Source organism: Polaromonas vacuolata, assembly GCF_012584515.1.
Taxonomy (GTDB): domain Bacteria; phylum Pseudomonadota; class Gammaproteobacteria; order Burkholderiales; family Burkholderiaceae_C; genus Polaromonas; species Polaromonas vacuolata.
In genome coordinates, this window is sequence record NZ_CP051461.1 from 1,709,682 (window position 1) to 1,727,487 (window position 17,806).

Here is a 17,806-nt window from a genome sequence, read left to right on the forward strand (position 1 = left end):
GCACGCGTCTGCTTTTTTGCGATCTCCACTGCATATTTTCTTGTTTGAGATGAGTTTCGGCGCTGTTGTTAAATCTCATAATTACGGGTAATTACCTAAAATAATTGTGTAACGGTAGTGTTACTATTTAATCATATGCAGACAAGTTCTAATCCTTTGCACCAGCGAGTAGCGCAAAACTTACGTGAGCAGATCTTTTCCGGCCAACTCGCGCCTGGCACTTTTCTCGACGAGAACCAACTGTGCGATGCGTTACAGATTTCGCGTACGCCGCTGCGCGAGGCGCTTAAAGTTCTGAGTGCTGAAGGTTTGTTGCGTCACGAGCCACGCCGCGGTTGCTTCGTCAATCAAATCACGGAACAAGATTTGGATGAGATCTTCCCCGTTATCGCGTTGCTTGAAGGTCGCTGCGCTTTTGATGCAGCCCGCCACGCCAACGATGCTGATTTGAGCGCACTAGGTGTGCTGCATGATCAACTTTTAGAACATGTCAAGGCCGGTCGTGTGAGTGAGTATTACGCCACCAATTTTGTGATTCACGAGGCGATTATTTCTCTTGCTCAGAATCGTTGGTTAAGCCAGTCAATAGCGGATTTACGAAAAATCCTGAAACTCTCTCGCCTGCAGTCTTTGGGCGCGCATGGTCGTTTGGCTCAAAGTCTTGAAGAACATATGTGCATATTTGAAGCGATTAAAAATCGTGACAGCGAAGGCGCTCAAACCGCCATGCGTTTGCATCTGACAAGGCAGCGTGATGCGCTGCGCGAGATAGCCCGAGAACAAAGAAAGTTTGCAGCATGAGCGCCACTGATTGGATTAACCGCAGCGTAGCACTGTTGGGTAGTGATAAGAAAAACAAAAAAACTGCTCTAGATGCCGCAGCCAAGACAACTTCCGCTGCACCGGTAGCCGACGTTGCGCGCAGCCTGCGTGAGCGTCTTAAGGCCACACTGCGATTAAAAGATGAGGGTCTGTCACCACGCCAACTTAGGCGCACGCTGGCTGAACTCAAGGCGGTGATTGATCCCAATGTCAGCGAGGTAGAAGGCGGTCGCCGAGCCAGTGGCATTGCCGCACTCTACGCCAGAGCACCGCTCAATGAGCGCCACGATGTTTGGTTGCTGATGAGCGAAGAGTTTGTTGCTGATGTGGAAAAAGCAAAATTAGCCCAAGCGCAATACGCTGCTGATGTTGATAAGGGTAATGAGGCGGTGGCTGAAGTTCGCTATCGCCGCGCTACTGTCTCGCCACGCCGTCGCTTGTTGCAGCGCTTTAGCGCTTTTCCGGACGGCATTCGTTTTCTAGTCGATTTACGCGCCGAAATGCTGAGCAGTCTCAAGACTGACAAGCGTTTACAAGCGCTAGATGTGGAAATGGAATATATGTTCTCGACTTGGTTTGACGTTGGCTTTTTAGAGCTACGCCGCATCAGTTGGGACTCACCTGCATCCTTGATTGAAAAATTAATTAAGTATGAAGCCGTGCACGACATCAAGAGTTGGTCGGATGTCAAAAACCGTCTCGACTCGGACCGCCGCTGCTATGGTTTTTTTCATACCCGTTTGCCGACGGAGCCCTTAATCTTTGTGGAAGTCGCATTAATCGATAGCTTAGCCAGTTGCATCACGCCTTTGCTTGATGAAACTGCGGTTGCTGCTGATCTTGAGAAAGCCACTACGGCTATTTTTTACTCTATCAGCAACACCCAACCCGGCTTGCGTGGAGTGAGTTTTGGTGACTCCCTGATTAAGCGTGTAGTTGACACATTAAAGGATGAATTTCCGCGCTTAAAGGTTTTCTCCACGCTCTCGCCGATTCCGGGTTTTAAAAGTTGGCTGACTAAAAATGCGGCGGCCATGCTGGCGCTGATGGATGAGAAGTCATTGGCTAATTTGGGCCGCGCTATTGGTTTTGAGCCGCCCGGTGCCGGGCATTTTTTAAGCGCGGCGGAAAATCCTTTGTCTTTGGCAGACAAGTCTCCCGTGCGTTTGATGCTGCTGCGCTGCGCTGCGCATTTTCTAGGCCAAGCGCTGGGTAATGGCCGACCGTTAGACAGCGTTGCGCGTTTTCATTTGGGTAACGGTGCGCGTATAGAGCGCTTGAATTGGGCGGGTGATCCGTCGGCTAAGGGCGTCAAACAGTCGTATGGCTTGATGGTCAATTATCTGTATGACTTGCGAAAACTCGATAAGCACCGAGTCATGTTGGCACAGGGTAAAGTTCCTGCGTCTAGTGAAATAGAAGGTTTTTATTTTTAGTTTTGGGCGGCGCTTGATCAGATTTCAAACCGTAATTTTCAAAGCTAGTTGCTAGCAGCACTTCGGAGTCAACACAGACCGGTAATAAGTGCAGGGTGTATCAATTTCAGAACACTCAGTAAGTGTTCATATTAAATATAACTGGAGACAAAATGACTTTCACACGACGCAATTTTCTCGCCGCCGCTGCCGGTGGTTCACTGACTGCTGCGACCGGTTCAGTCTGGTCTCAAAATAGCAGTCTAAAAATTTCCCACCAATTTCCAGGTGGCAATATTACTGACGGTGATTTTCGTGACCGTCTGTGCCGACGCTTTGCACAAGAGGTAGAAAAACGCACCGGTGGTGCGCTTAAATCCACTGTCTATGCCGGTTCTTCTCTAATGAAGACCAATGCGCAGTTCTCTTCAATGCGCAAAGGTGCACTTGACATGAGTTTGGTGCCATTGTCTTACGCTGGCGGTGAAGTGGCAGAAACCAATATCGGTTTGATGCCGGCCTTGGTGCCAAGCTATGAAGTCGGCGCTGCTTGGAAGACAGCAGAAGTGGGCAAGCTCATGACCAAGGTGTTGGAAGACAAAGGCATTGTGGTGATTAGCTGGATATGGCAAGCCGGCGGCGTAGCCAGCCGTACCCGGCCTTTGTTGCAACCAGATGATGCAAAAGGTTTGAAAGTGCGCGGCGGCAGTCGTGAAATGGACATGATGCTCAAGCAGGCCGGTGCTTCCGTGATCACACTGCCATCGAATGAAATTTATTCCGCTATGCAGACCGGTGCGATGGATGCGGCCATGACTTCTAGCACCAGTTTTATTTCCTTCAAGTTAGAAGAAATCGCAAAGCATTTAACCACTGGTCGTAATAAATCTTATTGGTTTATGTTTGAGCCACTGATGATGTCTAAAGAAGTGTTTGATAAGTTGCCTAAGTCCCAGCGCGATACCGTGATGGCGGTAGGTGCTGAGCTCGAGGTGTTTGCCCGTGAGGCTGCGCGCGCTGACGACAAACTCGCCGCTGATGTGTATGCCAAGGCTGGCGCCAAAGTCTATGACATGGACGAAGCGACACTGAAAAAATGGCAAGACATCGCCCGCGTTACGGCGTGGAAAGATTTCAATGACAAAAACGAATCCTGCGCCGCCATGCTAAAAGCCGCACAAAAGCTTATATGAGCGACGCTGCCAGCAGCGTGCAGGGCTCGGGTTTTCCACTGCTCGCTATTGATCCCGACACCCCTAAGTTGATGCTGCCCTTAGCTCGTTTGCTGTCTTGGCTTAACCGCGTGATGGTGGTGCTGGGCATGATTGCGCTTTTGGTCGCTTCTTTGGTATTGACGTATAGCGTGGTCTCCCGCTATGTGATGCAAGCTTCCACTGATTGGCAAGACGAAGCAGCCGTATTTTGTTTAGTCGGCGCGACTTTTCTTTGCACATCGTTTGTGCAGCAACTGCGCGGTCACGTTGGCATAGACGCTGTCGCTGGTTGGTTGCCGTTAGGCGCTAACCGCTGGCGCTTGTTGTTTGTTGACTTAATCGGTTTACTTTTTTGCAGTTTTTTTTCTTGGAAGTCTTGGACGCTGTTCCACGAAGCCTTAATAGAGGGGCAAACTACTTCATCGTCTTGGGCTCCACCCTTGGCCATTCCCTACGGTCTGATGGCTGGCGGTATGACTTTGCTGAGCTTGCAACTTTTGGTGCAGCTCAGCGCGCGCATCAATGCAGTCAATAAAAATTAAAAACTGATTCTCGGAGCACTGTAATGACTGTGATGACTATAGGTTTGCTGTTCGGCGCGGCAACGTTGCTGTTTATGTTCTCGGGTGCACCGATTTCATATGCACTCGGCAGTGTTGCTATTTTGTTCATGTATTTGTTCATGCCGGCCTCGGCATTGAATACGGTGACGCAAAACGTTTATGAGGAAATGGCCAGCATCACGCTGCTGTCAATTCCTCTTTTTATTCTCAAAGGTGCTGCGATTGGTCGATCCCGAGCCGGCCAAGATTTGTATGCAGCCATGCACGTTTGGATGGGCCGCATTCCTGGCGGTTTAGGCATTGCCAATGTTTTTGCATGCGCGCTGTTTGCGGCCATGGCAGGTTCCAGCCCTGCCACCTGTTCAGCGATTGGCAGCGCTGGAATTCCAGAGATGCGTAAGCGCGGTTATTCGCCTGGTTTTGCAGCCGGCATTATTGCTGCGGGCGGCACTTTGGGTATCTTGCTGCCGCCATCGGTGACCATGATTTTGTATGCAGTCGCTGCGGAACAGTCTTTAGGTCGATTGTTTTTAGCCGGCATCATGCCTGGTGTTTTGTTGGTGACTTTGTTCGCTTTTTATGCCGTGGTGCGTTATCGCAAGGAATATGCGCTAGCTGAAGCTGAGTTCAACCGTACCGGTGCAGCGTCTGCTTTATTAGCAAAAGAGACTTTTAGCACCCGTGAAAAGTTTGAAATGCTGCCGCGCGTCGTGCCTTTTGTGCTGCTACTGATTGGTGTGATGGTGGCGCTTTACGGCGGCTTTGCCACGCCGAGCGAAACCGCTGGCTTGGGCGCTGTGATGGCGCTTGGCCTGATTGCAGTGATTTATGGCGTATGGCGTCCGCGCGATGTTGCCCCGATTCTTGGCGCTACTTTAAAAGAGTCGTCAATGCTGATGCTCATCATAGGCATGTCGCTTTTGTTTTCTTATGTCATGAGTTATTTGCACATCAGTCAGTCCACTGCCGAATGGGTGGTCGGTTTGCATTTGTCGCGCTGGGTGCTGCTGGCTATGATTTTGGTGATGGTCATTTTGCTGGGATTTTTCTTGCCACCGGTTAGCATTATTTTGATGACAGCGCCGATTATTTTGCCACCGCTCAAAGCCGCTGGTTTTGACTTGATTTGGTTTGGCATATTAATGACCATAGTCATGGAGACGGGTTTGATTCATCCGCCTGTGGGATTGAATATTTTTGTGATTAAAAATATTGCACCTGACATACCGCTTAAAGACATCATCTGGGGCGTTGTGCCATTCGTGATTCTGATGCTGTTTGCGGTTTTGTTAATCTGTATTTTTCCTGGTATTGCGACGGCTTTGCCGGACGCGGTGATGGGCGTTGCCTTGCCCAAGTCATGATGAAGACACTAATTGAGGAGAATTTTTCCGAATGAGTAATAACAATCTTTTCGCAGCACTGCGTGCGTCTTTCCCGTCCGATCTGGATGCTATTGCGATTGAGACCGATAACAATCTTTTCTACAGCTGGGGTGACATAGAGCGATCCACCGCCATGATGGCTAATTTGCTGGTTAGCTTGAATCTACCCGCAGGTGCGCGAGTGGCCGTACAGGTCGAAAAATCGGTAGAAGCCATGGTCTTGTATCTGGCAACGTTAAGAGCAGGTTATGTTTTTTTGCCGCTCAACACCGCCTATCAAAGCGCTGAGATTGAATACTTCATCGGTAATGCAGAACCCTCGGTCGTGGTCTGTACGCCAGCGAATTTTGGCTGGGTTAGCAAAATTGCATTTAACGCCGGTACCGAGCATGTGTTCACGTTAAGTGATGACCGCACAGGCTCTTTGTTAGAGCGCGCCGCGTATTGCAGTGCTGAGCACCAAATTGCCGTCGTGCAAGCCGATGATTTAGCCGCTATTTTGTATACCAGCGGCACAACTGGCCGTAGCAAGGGCGCCATGCTCTCGCATCAAAACATGCTGAGCAATGCACAAGTGCTTAAAACTTACTGGGCTTGGCAGCCCAATGATGTCTTGATTCACGCGCTGCCTATTTTCCACGTGCATGGCTTATTCGTGGCTTTGCACGGTGCGCTAATCAATGGCAGCAAGATGATTTGGTTGGCTAAGTTCGATCCAAAATACGTTGTGAGTAAACTGCCTGAAGCAACTGTCTTTATGGGTGTGCCGACGCTGTATGTGCGCTTGTTAGCTGAGCCGGGTTTGACGCTGGATGTTTGCCGCAATATGCGTTTATTTCTCGCCGGTTCTGCCCCCTTGTTGATCGAGACTTTTGGTGAATGGCAGGGCCGTACCGGACACACGATTTTGGAACGCTACGGCATGAGTGAGACCGCTATGCTAACTTCCAACCCTTATGTCGGTGAGCGCCGCGGCGGCACTGTTGGTTTTGCTTTGCCGGGTGTAGATTTACGCGTGCAAGATGATGCGGGTGCGACACTTTCAGCAAACGAGATCGGTAATATTCAGGTCAAAGGCCCGAATATTTTTCAAGGTTACTGGCGCATGCCTGAAAAAACCAAAGAAGAATTCACGGCTGACGGTTTTTTCAGAACTGGCGATGTTGGCAAAATTGGGCTCGATGGCTACATCACCATTGTCGGGCGCAGCAAAGACTTAATCATCAGCGGCGGCTACAACGTCTACCCAGCAGAGATTGAGGGTTACATCAACGACATGCCCGGAGTTGCTGAGAGCGCTTTAGTCGGCGTGCCGCATCCAGACTTTGGCGAGGTTGGTGTGGCGGTAGTTATCGCTAAACCTGGCCAACAGTTAGATTCAGCTGGCATTGTTGCGTTGCTTAAATCTCAGTTAGCCAATTTTAAAATTCCCAAGCACTGCGTGGTTCTAGATGCCTTGCCGCGCAACACCATGGGCAAGGTACAAAAGAATGTTTTGCGTGAACAGTACAAAGGTCTTTTTAGTTGAGTTTTTGCTAGCGGCTGCAATTGCAGCCGCTTTGTAATTGCGCAACGAGCAAATAAGTTCATATAAAAAACCGGTTGATAAATCTCTAATTGCTTGAAAGCTGCGCCCATGACAACCAAAGGCTTTGTAGTCTCACACGCCGCTGATGCTAAGTTTGAGCGCGGCCTCAGATCGTTTTACGAATACCGTGATCTGGGTATTCGGCAGGCAACCGAGAGCCGGGTTGCCGCGCATGTGATTCGTTCAGCGGCGGGCAAAGAGTTTTCAAGTCAACCGCACTTTCACAAAACTGAATTTCAACTGGTTTATGTGCTCAAAGGCTGGATAGATTTTGAATACGAAGGTCAAGGCGTAGTTAGGCTAGAAGTCGGCTCTTGCGTGCATCAGCCACCCGGTATTCGGCATCGTGAACTAGGCCACAGCGAAGACATTGAAATGCTTGAAATAGTGCTTCCGGCTGGCTTCGCGACTGAGCAGGTAGACACAGTTAACGCGCCGGTTTGAACTTAATAAGTAAGTTCACAATAGCGTTTTAGTTTAAAGAAAGACGTTCATGCCAAACGCTTATTGGATAGCCCGCGTTGATGTTACAGACGCCGAAAAATACAAAGCCTACACACTGGCTAACGCTGAGGCATTTGCGCTTTATGGTGCGCGCTTTTTAGTCCGTTCAGGTCGTCAAGATAGTGTTGAAGGCCTAGCGCGAATGCGCAATGTAGTCATAGAGTTCCCCAACTATGCAGCGGCTATAGATTGCTGGAACAGCCCGCAATACCGGCATGCCATCAGCTTTCGAGAGGGTGCGGGCATTGCTGATATCGTTATTGTTGAAGGCTATGACGGGCCTCAACCAGGCTAAGCTGTTGACGCTAGAGGCTTTGGTTTTTAAGCCCGCTAGTGATTACCAACACTTGGCTATTCCCAACAGAAATAAACCCAAACGGAAAGTGCTGTGCCTAAAAGCCATAGCAGCCAAGTTTGCGCCACGGCATAGGGGTAGAACATCAACGCTAGACCGACCCAAGTTAGTTGTGAGTGTTGACTTTTTCGCCCGCGCCTAAAGCTTAACCAGCCGACCAGACCAAACAAAATGGCGCCGACGATGTAGGTCGGGGTTGGCAGGACCAGACCTAAAGACTGGAGTTGTTCAAACGCGTTCATTGCATCCGGTCTGATTTAGTCAATATTGACGGCGTGAATGCCAAAGATACCTTTGCGCCTGTCTTCAAAGTAGTGCTTTAAGGTGTCGCCCACAGTTTTAAAGGCGAGATCGTCCCAAGGTATTTCGTCTTCTGTGAAGAGTTTCGCTTCCATGGTTTCATGACCGGGATCGAACTGAGCACTGAGCAGTCGGGCGCGGTAGAAAAAATGTACCTGACCGACGCGCGCTACGTTGATGACAGTGAAAAGTTCTTGCATTTCAAACTCTGCACCGGCTTCTTCGTCGGTCTCACGTGCCGCGCCTTCAGACGTTGTCTCGCCCATTTCCATATAACCAGCGGGTAGCGTCCACTTGCCGCGCCGCGGCTCTATATTACGTTTGCAAAGCAGCACTTGCTCACCGCTTTCTCCCCAGACCGGAACGGTACCGACGACATTGAGTGGGTTGTCGTAATGCACCAAACCGCAGGCGGGACAAACCGCACGTTGCCTAGTGTCACCGTCATCGGGCAAGCGATGAACGACGGAGGTGCCGCAGGTGCGGCAGTGTTTCTGGGTTGGCCTATACATCTCTAAAGTGTAGCGACTTTGATGTTTTAGCTGAGCACCCGAGTGTTTGACCTTGGCTCGCTAAATGCGCCTTAATGCAGACGTCTGTGTGCTCGTCTTCGCAATCATCTATGTAGTCGCCAAAACAGTGACTTAAGCAGACGTTTGTTGCACAGAGCTGGATTTGGGGTGATTGATACATGCGTCAATTAAAAGCAAAAAGTCGTACCCCTCTTGCGCAAGTTAGGTACGACTCTTCGACTTTTTTATCGGTTGCCCAAGGTAAGTAACGGTTAGCTAACCTTTATCGTCAAGCTGCTTAAACCGGTGATGCCTCCGACTAATGTGTCGCCACTGATGACTGCCGCTACGCCTTCTGGTGTGCCGGTGTAGATCAGGTCGCCGGGTTGCAGTTCCCACGCGGCGGATAAGGTTTCAATCGATTCAGCGATATTCCATATCAACTGGGATGTGTTGCTGCGCTGGCGGTCTTTGCCGTCGACTTGCAAATAAATTTCTGCGCAAGACATGTCGCCCGCATCGGCCAAGCGTGTAATCGATCCGATTGGCGCTGATGAATCAAAGCTCTTGCCAATGCACCAAGGTCGGCCTTGCTTTTTCATCTCGCTTTGCAGATCACGGCGCGTCATGTCAAGGCCGACTGCGTAGCCATAAATATGTTCATAGGCGTCGGCCGCCGCTATGTTTTTTCCGCCGATGCCGATGGCCACTACCAACTCGATTTCATGGTGCAGATTTTTTGTCAGACTAGGGTAGGGCAGTGAGCCAATCGTGCCAGCCTCAACTACAACGGCGGCATCCGCAGGTTTTAGAAAAAAGAACGGCGGTTCGCGGCCGGTAAAGCCCATTTCTTTGGCGTGTTCTTCGTAATTACGACCGACGCAATAAATACGGTGAATCGCAAATCTATCTTCTATACCGACTACTGGCACGGACACTATATTGGGCGGGGTAAATACGTAAGGCATTAAAAACTTTCATCTTGATGTGGACCCAGTGTTGGATACAAAGGGCGGTGTTGAAAATTAAATGAACACGCAACTAAAAGCTGCGCTAACCAAAGAGCTAACCGCAACGCTAAACATGGCGTTAAACACTTGAGTGTGCCACGACGCTAATTATTCGAGCTTGATGCCGCGCGTTTTGATAATGTTTCCCAGCAGCTGAGTCTCGTCTTTGAGGCGACTTTTCAGACCCTCGGGTGAGCTGACTACGGCTTGCCAGCCTTGGTTAAAAAGTTGTTGCCGGATGTCGGGATCACGCAAAATTTGCGGCACGATTTCAGCAAGTTTGGATTGTGCAGCCGCCGACAATCGTGCCGGGCCGACCAATGCATTCCAGACTTCAAGTTGTAAATTCGGCCCGCCTGCTTCCTGCAAGCTTGGCACTTCTGGTGCTAAAGCGCTGCGCCCAGCGGTCAAACCAATGGCGCGCAATTTGCCACTTCTGACCTGCGGCATAGCCACACCCGGCCCCATCAAAGCCATTTGCAATTGGCCACCCAACATGGCGGTAATCACCTGTGGGTTACCCGGAAACGGCACTTGCAGCGGCAGCAAGCCTGGGGTTTTACTTTTGAGCAACTCCATGCCCAGATGAGAAACTGAACCTATGCCAACAGAGCCGTAATTCCATTGATTACCGCCGCTTACTGCTGCGGCGAAAAATGCCGGTCCTGCCGGCAGATTGGCGGGTGCTACCAATACCAGCGGCGCTATGGTCAAAAGTGAGATGGGCGCGAAATCTTTGGCCGGATCATAGGGAAGTTGTGGGTAAAGCATCTTGGCCGAGGTCAAGTTGCCGTTAATCACTATTCCCAAGGTGTGGTCGTCGCTTGCTTTGGCCACCACATCGGCGGCGATATTGCCGGATGCGCCAGGTCGATTTTCGACTATGACTGCTTGGCCCAAGGCTTTTGACAAGGGCAAGGCCAAGATACGTGCAGTGATGTCTGGCGTTGAACCGGCAGAAAACCCCACCAATATTTTGATACTACGGCTGGGCCAAACTAGATTTTTATTCGCTTGGTTCTCTGCTGCAAAGACTGACTCTGTCAAGAAAAAGCTCAATACGCTGAATGCGATTAAACCCACTGAGAGAAACTTTTTTGTAGGGTTTTTAAAAATTAACATTAGCGTAAATATACTAGATGCTTGGGGTATGGTGTTTTGAAAAGCTACAGCTGCAATGCTTGTTCATTAGGCACAAAACACGCATAGAAAAGAGCTTAAACGTGAGCAAAAGACTTGGCGTTTTCTTTTTTGAAAGGATTGACTTAACTACAGGCCGCTGAGACTGGTTGAAAAAACTCTTTTTTATCCGCCTTCATTTGCGGATGTCTGATCCGTGTTGCGAGTAGCTGATAAAGCTGCAAAAAATCATAAAACCAGCTAAAAATACCACTATTGACAATCAAGTTAAAAAATGGGCGCTATGGCTAAGCGATACTGTATTGGGTAAGTTGTTAATATTCATAAGTATGCATATGATTAAATTTCCTTAGTACATTGACTTGTCACGTTAAACTCCAATAATGGCAAAAAGTTTTCACTTCAGCACCGCTCCGGGACACCTGATTCGTCGGGCACAACAGCTTGCAGTTTCCATTTTTATGGATGAGACAGATGGCTGCGACATCACTCCGGTTCAATTTGCAATTTTAAATGCACTCATTGACGATCCGGGTGAAGACCAAGTCACGCTGGCGGCGCGGGTCGCTTTTGATCCGGCTACTTTTGGTTCTGTCATTGGCCGTCTTGAAGCCAAGGGCTGGGTAGTGCGGCAAGCAGATCCTCAGGATAGACGGCGCAAGCTCTTGTGGATCACAACCGATGGCTCAAAATTGGCAATCAGTATGAAGCGCGCGGTGACTAAAGCCCAGCAACGCATACTTGCGCCATTGAGCAGTGCTGAGCAAGCGCAGTTTAGTTTGCTACTTGCCAAGTTAGTCTCTGGGCTTGAGGCCTAACAGACTTAAAGTGCCTGCATTGTGGGTAGTGAAGTGACTGGTTATCTCAATCACTAGCCACGCCTCATTTTTTGCTTATTTGGATTGTGAAACTAAGCTGAAATGCTCAACCACCGGCGGACCTGCAAAGAAGGGGCCGACTATGGCGCGCCAGTTGGCGAACTCAGCAGATTCGCGGAAATCTACCGTATGGTTTTCCAGCGTAGCCCAGCGAATCTGCAAAATATAGCGCTCGCTGCTTTCGATTCCCCGGTTAACGCTGTAGCCCAAAAAACCCTTGGCGCTGGCAATCACGCTGCTCACGCCGCGCTCAATAGCTTCTTCAAATGCGGCTTGTTGGCCAGGGTGAATACGAATATCGGCAACTTCGAGAATCATGAATTTCCTTTTAATGTGTTGAATACCCAATACTTAACTATCAACATTGGGTCAGCTTAACTTTAGCGTTAAAGCATCAAGCTCGCCGGCCAGCGGGATCTAGCGATAAGCGGCGATTTCAAATTTCAGTCTTTAGCAACTTGTAAGACCAGTTTTCCAAAGTTCTCGCCGTTAAAAAGTTTTAGCAATGCGTCCGGAAATGATTCAAGCCCCATGACGATGTCTTCTCGACTCTTCATGCGTCCCTCTTTAAGGTAGCCGGACATTTCAGCGATAGCTACGGGGTAATTTTCTGCATAGTCAAACACCACAATGCCTTGCATGCGTGCGCGGTTCACCAGCAAGGAGAGATAGTTGGCAGGGCCTTTAATAGCCGTTGTATTGTTGTATTGGCTGATAGCACCGCAGATGATGATGCGTGCACCACGTGTGATTTTTGTCAGCACTAGGTCAAGAATTTCACCGCCTACATTGTCAAAATAAATATCTACGCCATCTGGACAATGCTGCTTAAGACCTTCGCGGACATCTTCATTTTTGTAGTCTATACAGGCATCAAAACCTAGCTCTTTAACTACCCAGTCACATTTGGCTTTGCCACCAGCGATACCGACCACGCGGCAGCCTTTTAACATCGCCATTTGACCCACTGTTTGGCCGACAGCTCCTGCTGCACCTGAGACTACGACGGTCTCGCCTGGCTTTGGTTGGCCGACTTCGAGTAAGCCAAAATAGCCCGTCATGCCGGGCATGCCCAGCACATTAAGCCAAGTCGTCAAGCCTAGACTGGGGTCTATCTTGAAGATGCCGCTGCGCTTGATATTGGCTTTTTCAATCAAGCAGTATTCCTGCGCGCCCAGACCTGCATTGACGTAATCGCCAACTGCAAAAAGCGGATTTTCAGAAGCGATGACTCGACCGACTCCGCCGGCGCGCATCACCTCGCCAATCTGCACCGGTTCAATATAGCTTTTGCCGGCATTCATCCAACCGCGCATAGCCGGGTCCATAGACAGACATAAAGTCTTGATCAGCAAACCGCCGGCTTGGATATTGCCTACGGGCTCGCTTGCAAAATGCCAGTTCTCTTGTGTCGGCATGCCGCTAGGGCGGCTGGCTAGCCGGACTTGATGATTCATCAAGGCTTTTATTTCACTCATGTTTTGTCTCCAATATTTGTTTGCCTCAATCCTAATGCCGTGGGCTGGCTTTGACAGTCTCTTAAGCGATTGCTCTTTAGCTCTCCTCGACGTTTGAGTGTTTAATTTCGGTTTATGCTTGATTGATGATTTTTAAAATTAATCGTCTTTGCTTCGCAGCGAGTGCCTCAACCAAGATCGCTGCGCGCAGCTTGCCAACATGCTAGGCGAAGATTGGCTAAGACCCGAATGGCCAGCGCCGAAACAGGTCAAAGCTCTTTTTACCAGCCGTCATGAAGGCGCATCAGCGCCTCCATTTGATAGTCTTAACTTGGCAGAGCATGTTGGTGATGACCCGCACAGCGTTGCCATTAACCGCAATCGCTTGGCACAAGTGGTGGGTGCCAAGCCGGTTTTTTTGCATCAAGTGCACGGCATTACTGCGTTGGCTTTAAATCAACACACGCCGCACGGCCAACACGCTGACGCTTGCTTTACCGCTGAGCGCCAGCTCGCTTGCACCATCATGGTGGCTGACTGTTTGCCAGTGCTGCTGTGCCGAATGGATGGCTCTTTGGTGGCTGCAGCGCATGCGGGTTGGCGTGGGCTAGCCAATGGCGTGTTGACTGCGGCAGTTGAGTGTTTTAATGCTAAACCCTACGCGTTAAAAGCGCGTGAAAATAATCTACTCAGTGTGCCAAGTTCAGAGCGAATCATTGCTTGGCTGGGTCCTTGTATAGGCCCAGCAGAATTCGAAGTTGGCCCCGAGGTCAAAGCCGCATTTGCCGCAATGACTTTTTTAGGTTCACAGACCGCTAGTTGCTTTAAGGCCGGCGTTAGCGGGAAATATTTGGCCGATTTGCAAAGTCTTGCGCGTTTGCAACTCGCAGCCTTAGGTGTTGAGCAGGTGTATGGAAATGATGGCAGCGATAGCTGGTGTACGGTTAAGCAGGCCTCAAGGTATTTTTCCCACCGGCGCGATACGGGTGTCAAAAAGCTTGCCAGCACTGGGCGTATGGCCGCTTGCATCTGGATTGACTAAGGCAGTTGCTTGCTTATTAGAACGCGGATTCAAGTCTGAAGTGCAACTTTGAAATTAACCGTACGGGTGGGTGAGATGTGAGAGCATCCAAGCTTCCCGACTACCAAGTCAAAGTTGCCCAGAATGATTTACACACACCTCACCCGTGACGAACGTTACCAGATTGCAATCCTCGTCAAAGCAAACTTCAATCAAAGTGAAATTGCAAAAATGATGGACCGTGATAAATCGAGCATCAGCCGTGAGTTGCGTCGTAACCGCGGTCTACGAGGCTATCGCCCTAAGCAGGCAAATGACAAAGCCCAAGAACGTAGACTTGCCTGCGCCAATAGTCCTAGAGTTGCTGACTCGACATGGGCTGTAGTGGAGGAAAAGTTGGCTGAGGCTTGGAGCCCCGAGCAAATCAGCGGCCACCTCGAAGCTAGCCACCAACCCGGTGTTAGCTATGAGAGCATTTACCAGTACATCTACGCTGACAAACGCGCGGGCGGCACCTTGCATAAAACACTGCGTTGCCAGAAGACGCGAAAAAAACGCAGCAGTGGCCGTGAACGGCGCGGCACCATCTCTCGCCAGGTCTCAATAGAACTGCGACCCGACATCGTGCTTGAGCGTGCGCGCTTTGGCGACTGGGAGGCTGATCTGGTGATTGGTGCCGGGCAGAAGCAAGCACTAGTGACGATTAATGAGCGTGTCTCTCGCTATTCAATAATTTTCCACGTGCCATTCAAAACAGCGCAAGCCGTAGGGGACGCGTTAATCACTTTACTCAAACCGTTCGCTCATTGCGTGCACACTCTCACGACTGATAACGGCAAGGAATTTGCCCAGCATGAACGAATAGCTTCTGCGCTGAGTGCAGATTTCTTTTTCGCCCATCCATACGCCTCGTGGGAGCGTGGGGCGAACGAGAATATGAACGGTTTGATTCGCCAGTTTTTCCCAAAGGGGATGCGCTTTAATTGCATCACCGACGATGACATTGCTTTAGCGATGCACAGGCTCAATCATCGTCCTAGAAAATGTTTAGGGTATCGAACGCCGCATCAGGTTTTTATGGAACAGTTAGAGTCCTATCAGCATACGGTTGCACTTCAAGCTTGAATCCGCCGAAGCAAAAATGCGTTCTATTTTTTTGTTATGTCATTTTTTATAATCAGCGCCTTGCGCACTTTTATTTGGCTCAGCTTGAATTTTTAGCGCTAAAGCTTGATTTTGCGCATGCTCCGCTGCCGCTCGCGCTTTGATGGCTTTATTACGCGCTGGCGCTCGCATTAAATAAACCACGATTGAAATCGGCAGCATGCCATAGAGAATAAAAGTAACCAAAGCACCGAGCACGGTGCCGGTGCTGTTAGTCGCTTCAGCCACGCTCATCATCAACACGACATATAGCCAAGCAATTACAACCAAATACATAAAAATACTCTGATTAAGTCCGATACCCATAAAGTGGGTCAGTATGGTGAAAATGTTAAATAGCGTATTTTTTTTATACGCTATTTGTTCAAATTTCGACAACTTGCTGTGTATCGGGTTAGTGTTGGTAAATCTCTACGATACTGTTACTGCAATTAAACAGAATCATCTAGGGAGACAATGTGAATTCTGACGCAAACTGGACTAAAGCCGCCCAACAAATGCAAGAGACCTTTGCTGCCGGTATGCGACAAGCTTTGGATGCTATGGGCGCTACAGGATCGTCGGCAAACAAAGTAGTGCCGGCTACTGCGGGTTCAATTGATGCAAGCCACGCATCCACGCTCTCGCATGATCCGTCCCACACTCCCTTAAGCTTTTATCCGCAAATGTTGCAACGAATCCAGCAGGACTACTTGCAAAAATCGGTGCAGCTGTGGAATCAAAGTCTGCCCACCAGTGATTCACCAGCGCCAACCGCAGATAAAGTCGATAAGCGCTTTGCGGCCCCGGCGTGGAATGAAAACCCTGTCTCCAAGTTTGCTGCCGCAGCCTATCTGCTCAATTCCAGTGCACTAATGGGTATGGCTGATGCTGCGCAAGGCGATGAGAAAACCCGTGCCCGCTTGCGCTTTGCTGTCGAGCAATGGATGGCGGCTTCTGCCCCGAGTAATTTTCTGGCTCTGAATGCTGATGCGCAGAAAAAAGCCATAGAAACACAGGGACAAAGCATTGGCCAAGGCATGCAAAACTTGCTCCATGATATGCAGCAAGGCCATGTGTCTATGACCGATGAAAGTTTGTTCGAGGTAGGGAAAAACGTCGCCACAACAGAGGGCGCGGTGGTATTTGAAAATGAATATTTCCAACTCTTGGAATATCGTCCGCTGACCGCAAAAGTTTATGCCAAGCCCTTCTTATTGGTCCCGCCCTGTATTAATAAATTTTATATTCTTGACTTGCAGCCAGAAAACTTGGACCTAGTCAAAAAAGTAGACAAAGAGTTCCTCTAAAGGTTTAAATCAAACCTTGAAAAGGAAATTCATGAGCAAACATCACAGTGAACAGTTCAGGCAGCAAGCAGTCGAACACGTTTTAAATCACCCAGGGCAGTCCGTTGCGAACACAGCCAAGCTGCTTGGCGTTGGCTACTCCACGTTAGACAAGTGGATGCGTGTACACCGCACTAGCATCGGCGTTACCGCCAGCGCGGCCTTATCGATAGATCAACAACGACTTCGTACGCTTGAGCGTGAGAACGCGCACTTACGAGAGGTCAACGACATACTAAAAAAAGCGCACGTGTACTTCGTGAAAAATCCAAGTCTGCCAAGTACACGTTTATGAAATCTCACTTGGACGCCTACCGCATGGCCGCTCTGTGCGCGGCTTTGTCGGTTAGCCGCTCGGGCTACTACGCATGGCTTGCCCGCCCACAGCGAGCAACTGATCTGCACGATGCCATTCGTGCCTGCCACACAGCGCATAAAGCAAGAGTGGGCGCACCCAGCATCCACGCCGAGCTCGTTGGTAGCGGCTTAAACGCTTGCGCGCGCACCGTCGGTAGGCATATGCATTATTTGGGATTACGCGCTAAAGGAAGTCAGAAATTTAAACGCACCACTGACTCTAATCACGGCAAATTAGCCTCGCCTAACTTGCTGGAGCGCCAGTTCGAAGTGTGCGCACCTAATCAGGTTTGGGTTGGAGACATTACTTATATACGCACTGCGCAGGGTTGGCTGTATTTGGCCACGGTGATCGACTTGTACAGTCGCGCTGTTGTAGGCTGGCAGATGAGCGGGCGAATTGATAGCAAGTTAGTGTGCGATGCATTGCAAGCGGCCATTCTCACCAGAGGAAAACCTACTGGCGTGATGGTTCACACCGATCAGGGATCGCAATACGTGTCGAACGCGTACCGCAAAATGCTCAGGGAAAGTTTACTTATTCAAAGCATGAGTAGGCGCGGAAATTGTTGGGATAACGCCGTAGCAGAATCGTTCTTCGCCACACTGAAAAAGCAAGCTATTCACGGTGAATACTTTGCAACCCGAGAGCTAGCTAAGCAGGCAGTCTTTGAATACATAGAGGCTTATTACAATCGCATTCGCAGGCATTCAACCGTTGGCTGGCTAAGCCCACTTAACTTTGAAAATCTGTATTACCAATCTTTAGAGGACTCTGCTGTCCATTAATCTG

The 17,806-nt window shown here is 49.7% G+C and carries 19 protein-coding genes and 1 pseudogene; 13 read left to right on the plus strand and 7 right to left on the minus strand.

Annotated elements, in window-relative coordinates; genetic code table 11:
* Nucleotides 1–135 precede the first annotated feature (135 nt).
* The 8 genes from HC248_RS07800 to HC248_RS07835 all read left to right on the plus strand — a co-directional run bounded on the left by HC248_RS07800 (nt 136) and on the right by HC248_RS07835 (nt 7,786).
* Nucleotides 136–801 carry a GntR family transcriptional regulator gene (locus HC248_RS07800; protein ID WP_168922002.1) on the plus strand — a complete coding sequence of 222 codons (666 nt, stop codon included), beginning with the start codon at nt 136–138 and terminating at the stop codon, nt 799–801.
* Nucleotides 798–2,258, plus strand: coding sequence for a malonyl-CoA decarboxylase domain-containing protein (locus HC248_RS07805; RefSeq protein ID WP_168922003.1), 1,461 nt, complete (start codon nt 798–800; stop codon nt 2,256–2,258). Before HC248_RS07800 ends, HC248_RS07805 begins: the two co-directional genes overlap by 4 nt.
* A 152-nt stretch (nt 2,259–2,410) precedes the next feature.
* Nucleotides 2,411–3,430 carry a TRAP transporter substrate-binding protein DctP gene (gene dctP, locus HC248_RS07810; protein WP_168922004.1) on the plus strand — a complete coding sequence of 340 codons (1,020 nt, stop codon included), beginning with the start codon at nt 2,411–2,413 and terminating at the stop codon, nt 3,428–3,430.
* Nucleotides 3,431–3,501: 71 nt separating this feature from the next.
* The gene (locus tag HC248_RS07815) at nt 3,502–3,993 is read left to right on the plus strand and encodes a TRAP transporter small permease (RefSeq protein ID WP_168923741.1); all 492 of its coding nucleotides are present in this window, start codon (nt 3,502–3,504) and stop codon (nt 3,991–3,993) included.
* 23 nt (nt 3,994–4,016) lie between these two features.
* Complete coding sequence (locus tag HC248_RS07820) at nt 4,017–5,378, plus strand: TRAP transporter large permease (protein ID WP_168922005.1); 1,362 nt, start codon at nt 4,017–4,019, stop codon at nt 5,376–5,378.
* Nucleotides 5,379–5,409: 31 nt separating this feature from the next.
* Nucleotides 5,410–6,927: a malonate--CoA ligase gene (locus HC248_RS07825; RefSeq protein WP_168922006.1), complete on the plus strand. Its 1,518-nt coding sequence runs from the start codon at nt 5,410–5,412 to the stop codon at nt 6,925–6,927.
* Nucleotides 6,928–7,035: 108 nt separating this feature from the next.
* On the plus strand, nt 7,036–7,431 hold the full coding sequence (locus tag HC248_RS07830) for a cupin domain-containing protein (protein WP_168922007.1): 396 nt from the start codon (nt 7,036–7,038) through the stop codon (nt 7,429–7,431).
* Nucleotides 7,432–7,480: 49 nt separating this feature from the next.
* A complete protein-coding gene (locus tag HC248_RS07835; protein WP_168922008.1) occupies nt 7,481–7,786 on the plus strand; it encodes a DUF1330 domain-containing protein in 306 nt (101 codons plus the stop codon).
* A gap of 56 nt (nt 7,787–7,842) precedes the next feature.
* Here HC248_RS07835 and HC248_RS07840 read toward each other — a convergent pair whose 3' ends face one another.
* From HC248_RS07840 to HC248_RS07855, 4 genes are all read right to left on the minus strand, one after another.
* Nucleotides 7,843–8,088, minus strand: coding sequence for a hypothetical protein (locus tag HC248_RS07840; protein ID WP_168922009.1), 246 nt, complete (start codon nt 8,086–8,088; stop codon nt 7,843–7,845).
* A gap of 15 nt (nt 8,089–8,103) precedes the next feature.
* Complete coding sequence (locus HC248_RS07845) at nt 8,104–8,658, minus strand: NUDIX hydrolase (RefSeq protein ID WP_168922010.1); 555 nt, start codon at nt 8,656–8,658, stop codon at nt 8,104–8,106.
* A 272-nt stretch (nt 8,659–8,930) separates the two neighbouring features.
* Nucleotides 8,931–9,626, minus strand: a complete 696-nt coding sequence (locus HC248_RS07850) for a fumarylacetoacetate hydrolase family protein (protein ID WP_168922011.1) — start codon at nt 9,624–9,626, stop codon at nt 8,931–8,933.
* Between the two features lie 150 nt (nt 9,627–9,776).
* Nucleotides 9,777–10,751: a Bug family tripartite tricarboxylate transporter substrate binding protein gene (locus tag HC248_RS07855; protein ID WP_420372003.1), complete on the minus strand. Its 975-nt coding sequence runs from the start codon at nt 10,749–10,751 to the stop codon at nt 9,777–9,779.
* Between the two features lie 518 nt (nt 10,752–11,269).
* Between HC248_RS07855 and HC248_RS07860 the strand changes: the two genes are divergently transcribed.
* The gene (locus HC248_RS07860; RefSeq protein ID WP_337778969.1) at nt 11,270–11,626 is read left to right on the plus strand and encodes a MarR family winged helix-turn-helix transcriptional regulator; all 357 of its coding nucleotides are present in this window, start codon (nt 11,270–11,272) and stop codon (nt 11,624–11,626) included.
* A gap of 75 nt (nt 11,627–11,701) precedes the next feature.
* Here HC248_RS07860 and HC248_RS07865 read toward each other — a convergent pair whose 3' ends face one another.
* Together HC248_RS07865 and HC248_RS07870 are read right to left on the minus strand one after the other, a co-directional pair.
* A complete protein-coding gene (locus HC248_RS07865) occupies nt 11,702–12,004 on the minus strand; it encodes an antibiotic biosynthesis monooxygenase family protein (RefSeq protein ID WP_168922014.1) in 303 nt (100 codons plus the stop codon).
* A gap of 125 nt (nt 12,005–12,129) precedes the next feature.
* A complete protein-coding gene (locus HC248_RS07870; RefSeq protein WP_168922015.1) occupies nt 12,130–13,164 on the minus strand; it encodes an NADP-dependent oxidoreductase in 1,035 nt (344 codons plus the stop codon).
* A gap of 199 nt (nt 13,165–13,363) precedes the next feature.
* Here HC248_RS07870 and pgeF point away from each other — a divergent pair, with 199 nt between their 5' ends.
* The gene (gene pgeF / locus HC248_RS07875) at nt 13,364–14,185 is read left to right on the plus strand and encodes a peptidoglycan editing factor PgeF (RefSeq protein WP_168922016.1); all 822 of its coding nucleotides are present in this window, start codon (nt 13,364–13,366) and stop codon (nt 14,183–14,185) included.
* A gap of 123 nt (nt 14,186–14,308) precedes the next feature.
* A complete protein-coding gene (locus HC248_RS07880; RefSeq protein ID WP_168921224.1) occupies nt 14,309–15,289 on the plus strand; it encodes an IS30 family transposase in 981 nt (326 codons plus the stop codon).
* A gap of 39 nt (nt 15,290–15,328) precedes the next feature.
* On the opposite strand, the gene HC248_RS07885 is transcribed toward HC248_RS07880, so the two are convergent.
* Nucleotides 15,329–15,604 (minus strand): hypothetical protein, encoded by a 276-nt coding sequence (locus HC248_RS07885; RefSeq protein ID WP_238342760.1) that lies wholly within the window; start codon nt 15,602–15,604, stop codon nt 15,329–15,331.
* A gap of 182 nt (nt 15,605–15,786) precedes the next feature.
* On the opposite strand from HC248_RS07885, the pseudogene HC248_RS07890 reads away from it, so the two are divergent.
* Nucleotides 15,787–16,578, plus strand: a pseudogene (locus HC248_RS07890) (class I poly(R)-hydroxyalkanoic acid synthase); the annotation flags it as partial.
* Nucleotides 16,579–16,648: 70 nt separating this feature from the next.
* Nucleotides 16,649–17,802, plus strand: a protein-coding gene (locus HC248_RS07895; protein ID WP_168921018.1) for an IS3 family transposase whose coding sequence is annotated in 2 segments (ribosomal slippage) — nt 16,649–16,892 and nt 16,892–17,802 — 1,155 coding nt in all. Because the reading frame shifts where the segments join, the coding sequence is not laid out codon by codon here.
* Nucleotides 17,803–17,806: the final 4 nt, after the last annotated feature.

Bases quoted from the DNA above. Each gene is read 5' to 3' on its own strand.
- HC248_RS07835 (WP_168922008.1), top strand. From the start codon at position 7,481: ATGCCAAACGCTTATTGGATAGCCCGCGTTGATGTTACAGACGCCGAA.
- HC248_RS07885 (WP_238342760.1), bottom strand. From the start codon at position 15,604: ATGTATTTGGTTGTAATTGCTTGGCTATATGTCGTGTTGATGATGAGC.
- HC248_RS07850 (WP_168922011.1), bottom strand. From the start codon at position 9,626: ATGCCTTACGTATTTACCCCGCCCAATATAGTGTCCGTGCCAGTAGTC.
- HC248_RS07815 (WP_168923741.1), top strand. From the start codon at position 3,502: ATGCTGCCCTTAGCTCGTTTGCTGTCTTGGCTTAACCGCGTGATGGTG.
- HC248_RS07805 (WP_168922003.1), top strand. From the start codon at position 798: ATGAGCGCCACTGATTGGATTAACCGCAGCGTAGCACTGTTGGGTAGT.
- HC248_RS07825 (WP_168922006.1), top strand. From the start codon at position 5,410: ATGAGTAATAACAATCTTTTCGCAGCACTGCGTGCGTCTTTCCCGTCC.
- HC248_RS07840 (WP_168922009.1), bottom strand. From the start codon at position 8,088: ATGAACGCGTTTGAACAACTCCAGTCTTTAGGTCTGGTCCTGCCAACC.
- HC248_RS07820 (WP_168922005.1), top strand. From the start codon at position 4,017: ATGACTGTGATGACTATAGGTTTGCTGTTCGGCGCGGCAACGTTGCTG.
- HC248_RS07860 (WP_337778969.1), top strand. From the start codon at position 11,270: ATGGATGAGACAGATGGCTGCGACATCACTCCGGTTCAATTTGCAATT.
- pgeF (WP_168922016.1), top strand. From the start codon at position 13,364: ATGCTAGGCGAAGATTGGCTAAGACCCGAATGGCCAGCGCCGAAACAG.
- HC248_RS07865 (WP_168922014.1), bottom strand. From the start codon at position 12,004: ATGATTCTCGAAGTTGCCGATATTCGTATTCACCCTGGCCAACAAGCC.
- HC248_RS07880 (WP_168921224.1), top strand. From the start codon at position 14,309: ATGATTTACACACACCTCACCCGTGACGAACGTTACCAGATTGCAATC.
- dctP (WP_168922004.1), top strand. From the start codon at position 2,411: ATGACTTTCACACGACGCAATTTTCTCGCCGCCGCTGCCGGTGGTTCA.
- HC248_RS07830 (WP_168922007.1), top strand. From the start codon at position 7,036: ATGACAACCAAAGGCTTTGTAGTCTCACACGCCGCTGATGCTAAGTTT.
- HC248_RS07845 (WP_168922010.1), bottom strand. From the start codon at position 8,658: ATGTATAGGCCAACCCAGAAACACTGCCGCACCTGCGGCACCTCCGTC.
- HC248_RS07800 (WP_168922002.1), top strand. From the start codon at position 136: ATGCAGACAAGTTCTAATCCTTTGCACCAGCGAGTAGCGCAAAACTTA.
- HC248_RS07870 (WP_168922015.1), bottom strand. From the start codon at position 13,164: ATGAGTGAAATAAAAGCCTTGATGAATCATCAAGTCCGGCTAGCCAGC.